Genomic DNA, 4,528 nt, shown 5'->3' with positions numbered 1-4,528 from the left:
CAATTCTGTTCCTTCTTACTGTTTTTAGGTTTGTTAAATCTGTCGATTCAACCGTTCTTGAAAAATCTCTTAAAGAATTTTCAGGGTTGTTGTCTATTGTTTAGTTATCAACGTTCTTTGTTGTTCGCTGTCGTTCGCGACAGCTTTAATAGAATATCATGTTTCTTTTCATTTGTCAACACCTTTTTTGAATTTTTTTATTTTTTAAATCGGTGTTTTCAAAAGAAAACGGAGAAAGAGGGATTTGAACCCTCGCGCCGGTCACCCGACCTACACCCTTAGCAGGGGCGCCTCTTCAGCCTCTTGAGTATTTCTCCTTAGCCTGAATTTTATTCTATATTTACTGTTTCATTACACATTTTTAACTTGTAACATCACAGCGCATTAGTTATTATACATAACAAGTCGTATTATGTCAACAGTTTTTTTAATCTTTTTCAAAAACTTTTTTCTTCTATATATATTTGTGATTTTATAAGTATACTTCTCTATTTTTTATTGATAAGAAACGTCAAATAATGAAAAGCAGGGATTTTACTTCGTCCGTAAATTTCCCTGCTGCTCCATCATTATTTTTCGTACTTTTCTATTGTCTCTTCAATCCTATGCTTTACCTCAGCCGCAATTTCTACTGTTTTCATATCTTTATATTCATCATAAAGCATCGGTTTCAGGAAATGCACCTGGACTGTTACCGGTTCTATGCTGCTTGTATCAAAAGGTTTGAACGAATCAATCAAAGCAACCGGCACAATCGGACATTTTGCTTTTGTGGCAGCTTTAAAGCTTCCCCCTTTAAAATCCAAAAGTTTATTTCCCATCTTCGATCTGGTACCCTCAGCAAATATAATATAATTTCTTCCGCTCTGCACTTCTTTTGTTACATTTGAAATTACCTGCATAGACTGCCTGATATCTTCACGGTCAATCGAAAATGCTTTCATTATAGCTACACACTGCTTTAAAAACGGAACTCCTGCAGCTTCTTTTTTGATGACTGCAGAAAGCGGTCTTGGACATACGTCAACAATAGCCAGTACGTCATAGAGTCCTTGATGATTGGGAAACAACATAAAGCCGCCTTCCTTTGGGATATTCTCCTGTCCATGCGGTTCTATGGTCACATTTCCTCCTTTATTTGCTCTTGCTACTATATATTGAAGAAACTTATATCTTTTCTCTTCTGGAATCTTATCCGCATGTGAAGCATAATAGCACAGCTTACACCACATCAACGGCACCAGAATGATATTCCGAAATACCATCAATAAAATTCTTTTCATCTGTACTATTCCTCACAATATTCTTTGATTGCTGTTTCATAAAGATTATTTCCTTCACAATCAATCACAACGATTACCGGCAAATTCTCCACTTCAAGCTTTCTGATTGCTTCTGTTCCAAGATCATCATAGGCAACAATCTCTGATTTTTTGATACATTTTGAGAGTAGCGCACCGGCTCCTCCAACTGCCGCAAAGTAAACAGATTTATTTCTAATAATTGCATCAATAACCGCCTGACTTCTCTTGCCTTTTCCGATCATTGCGCCAAGCCCCAGATCAAGCAGTCTTGGTGCATATTTATCCATTCTACTGGCCGTTGTCGGTCCTGCCGATCCGATCGGGCGTCCTTCTCTGGCAGGAGACGGTCCCATATAATAGATCATCTGATTTTCAATATTGACCGGGAGCATCTCACCTCTTGAGAGAGTCTCGTCCATTCTTTTATGTGCCGCATCTCTTGCCGTGTAAATCGTTCCGGTTATATATACGTAATCGCCTGCTTTAAGGGACTGTGCTTCTTCTTTTGAAATCGGTGCTGTAATATGTTGATCCATATCTGTTTGTTCCTCACTTTCTTCCTTATCTTTCTCTATTCGCTGCACTGTACATTTCATACTTGCTGCTACGACTTTCTTTATATCGTACGGATCACATGCCGGTTGACATGGCAACAAATATTGATTCCGACAGGCAGTCCGGCAATATGGGTCGGATAAGTATTTATATTTACTGCAAGTGCTGTTGTGGATCCTCCCAGACCGCCGGGACCGATTCCTAATTTATTGATCTTCTCCAGAAGTTCCTCTTCAAGATCCTTTACATATGGAATTTCTGAATGACTTCCTACTTCTCTGGTTAAAGCTTCTTTGGCCATTAATGCACATTTTTCAAAAGTCCCTCCGATTCCGACACCTACCACCATCGGCGGACAGGCATTTGGCCCCGCATCTTTCACCGCAGTCAGGACGGCATCTTTCACACCTTCGATTCCGTCTGCCGGCTTCAGCATAAATACACGGCTCATATTCTCACTTCCGAAGCCTTTCGGAGCGACTTTAATCTTAACTTGATCACCTTCCACTATCTTATAGTGAATGATTCCAGGTGTATTATCTTTTGTATTCTCGCGGATGATCGGATCCTTCACTACTGATTTTCGAAGATATCCCTCCACATATCCCTGACGGATTCCTTCGTTTATGGCATCTTCCAGCATACCACCTTCGAAATGAACTTCCTGTCCGACTTCGATAAATATAACTGCCATTCCGGTATCCTGACAGATCGGAATCATGTCTTCTGCTGCAATCTGCAGGTTATCCTGCAATTGATTCAGAATTTGCTTTCCAAGAGGTGATTTTTCAGTGGAAGCTGCATTTTTCATTGCACAATCCATATCTTTTGACAGAAAATGGTTTGCCTCGATACACATTTCTTTTACATTCTTTGTAATTTCTTCTACATTTATTGTACGCATAAATGTCTTTCTCCTTCCGGTATCCTTTTTATGCCAGCATTTCTTTCCGTCTATTATTCGACATTAACTGCATATAGAATAATTATACACCATCAAAAGGAACCTGCAATCTGTTTTGCACGGATTTTGGAAAAGTTTGCCTGCCGAAAACCGATTTTCCCACACCGCTGCGACACTTCCTGAAAATAATTCTTCATCATAATCTCAGCAGAATTTTCCTGAGCATTTCCATAATAATATATGCATCCGTCTCCATCATCAGATGATACCTCTTTCGGGTCAATTTCTGCAATAATCGGTGCCGCATCGAGGGATAAGTTACACATCATGTACTCAAGATCGGCACATGTAAGCTGCTCGATATGACTCACATTATATTTTGCAATCCAGTAATCCGGCTGTGAAAAAGAGAATATCAGATAACTCCCTGCGATGACAGCAATCATATAGTTGACAAGTTGAAAATCTTTTTTGTAAATACTTATAATCACTCCTGCCATTACGATAGAAAGCGCCGCAATAAACCAAAGCACACAAAGCCTCAAAAATGTCAAATGGTAAACATCAATATAAAGCTTCATACGATATGCTGCTGACAGCATCATTACATAAGTACATAGTGAAATGATTGTAATCATATAATTAAGCCATTTATTTTTCTCATACAGTTCTGAACACAAAATCACCATACTGACATTGATCATTACAACCAGAACAAGTTGCCAGAATCCGGCGTGCGCATATTCGGAATACGTTATTCCTTCCGGAAGACCCGCCTTCAAAAACAGATATTGAATCTGAATAATAGAGTATAATAAATAAACAGATGCAATTATACCCGTAAATGCAATTCCCGTTAAAGACTTGTATTGCCTATCTTTCTTCTCTGTTTCTTTATTTGAATTGACATGACATGATGCATAAAAAAATGCATAAATCAGTAAAAATCCTGCCATAAATGTAATTAAAACTCCAAATATAGTATTGAACTTCTCGATCAATGAATGAAATCCTTCAAAATTCATCCATGAAAACGCACTTTTAATGATTCTATTAAATACAATATCCGAACCGGCAAGAAGAGGTACTACCACAAACAGCACGCCAATTGCCATACCGCCTCCCAGAATGATTGGTTTCCATTTCACTTTATCTACTGTTCTTTCTTTTTTGCTGCTATTGATAATTTCTTTCGTATTTTTCAGCGGAAGAAATATATTTCCGATTGTCGCAAAAGGTATCCTTATCATTTTATTGATATATACCAGTATTTTATCATTTCTTTCTTCATTCATCTGGTTGATCATCAAACTTATAAGAAGTACAAGCATACAACACCAGTTTAAAAACTGTATCAACATATTTGCTGTCAGGCATGTAGACACTCCACATAATATTACTCCAATGTAAATAAATTTTGTTTCTTTTTTGTGAATTAGATTAGCTTTCTTAAGAAACTTATTAATAACTATAACTGTTGTGATTGCATAAAGTAAAAAAGTCCATCCGAATAAATTCTGATACATGCAGAATGCAAATACTATTCCATAAAAAATACTGACTGCTGTAAAATATGCATATGGCGCGTCCCAACGGCCGGTTTTGCGGAGCAAAACGGCCGAAATGCGAAGCTGAACAGCCGTTAGGCTTTGAATGATACAGAAATCTCTAGGATAATATATTCATTCATCTATCAGATGAAAATATATTTCTTAGGAGGATGATGTATGCTGGACTACAAAAACATCATTATCAAACGTTATGC

At 37.7% G+C, this 4,528-nt stretch carries 4 protein-coding genes and 1 tRNA gene; all 5 read right to left on the bottom strand.

What is annotated here, in order from left to right; genetic code table 11:
- Nucleotides 1–229 precede the first annotated feature (229 nt).
- The 5 genes from ACTNBR_RS15995 to ACTNBR_RS15975 all read right to left on the bottom strand — a co-directional run bounded on the left by ACTNBR_RS15995 (nt 230) and on the right by ACTNBR_RS15975 (nt 4,289).
- Nucleotides 230–317: transfer RNA gene (locus ACTNBR_RS15995), tRNA-Ser, on the bottom strand.
- A gap of 252 nt (nt 318–569) precedes the next feature.
- On the bottom strand, nt 570–1,283 hold the full coding sequence (locus tag ACTNBR_RS15990) for a lysophospholipid acyltransferase family protein (protein WP_441019187.1): 714 nt from the start codon (nt 1,281–1,283) through the stop codon (nt 570–572).
- Between the two features lie 5 nt (nt 1,284–1,288).
- Complete coding sequence (locus ACTNBR_RS15985) at nt 1,289–1,900, bottom strand: Fe-S-containing hydro-lyase (protein WP_427807333.1); 612 nt, start codon at nt 1,898–1,900, stop codon at nt 1,289–1,291.
- 20 nt (nt 1,901–1,920) lie between these two features.
- Nucleotides 1,921–2,763, bottom strand: a complete 843-nt coding sequence (locus ACTNBR_RS15980) for a fumarate hydratase (protein ID WP_427807332.1) — start codon at nt 2,761–2,763, stop codon at nt 1,921–1,923.
- Between the two features lie 92 nt (nt 2,764–2,855).
- Nucleotides 2,856–4,289 (bottom strand): DUF4153 domain-containing protein, encoded by a 1,434-nt coding sequence (locus ACTNBR_RS15975; protein WP_441019186.1) that lies wholly within the window; start codon nt 4,287–4,289, stop codon nt 2,856–2,858.
- Nucleotides 4,290–4,528 lie beyond the last annotated feature (239 nt).

It is taken from the genome of Bariatricus sp. HCP28S3_F11 (genome assembly GCF_052065395.1).
Classification (GTDB): domain Bacteria; phylum Bacillota; class Clostridia; order Lachnospirales; family Lachnospiraceae; genus Allocoprococcus.
The sequence above is the reverse complement of the archived record's forward strand: the minus strand, read 5'-3'. Positions and strand labels throughout refer to the sequence as shown.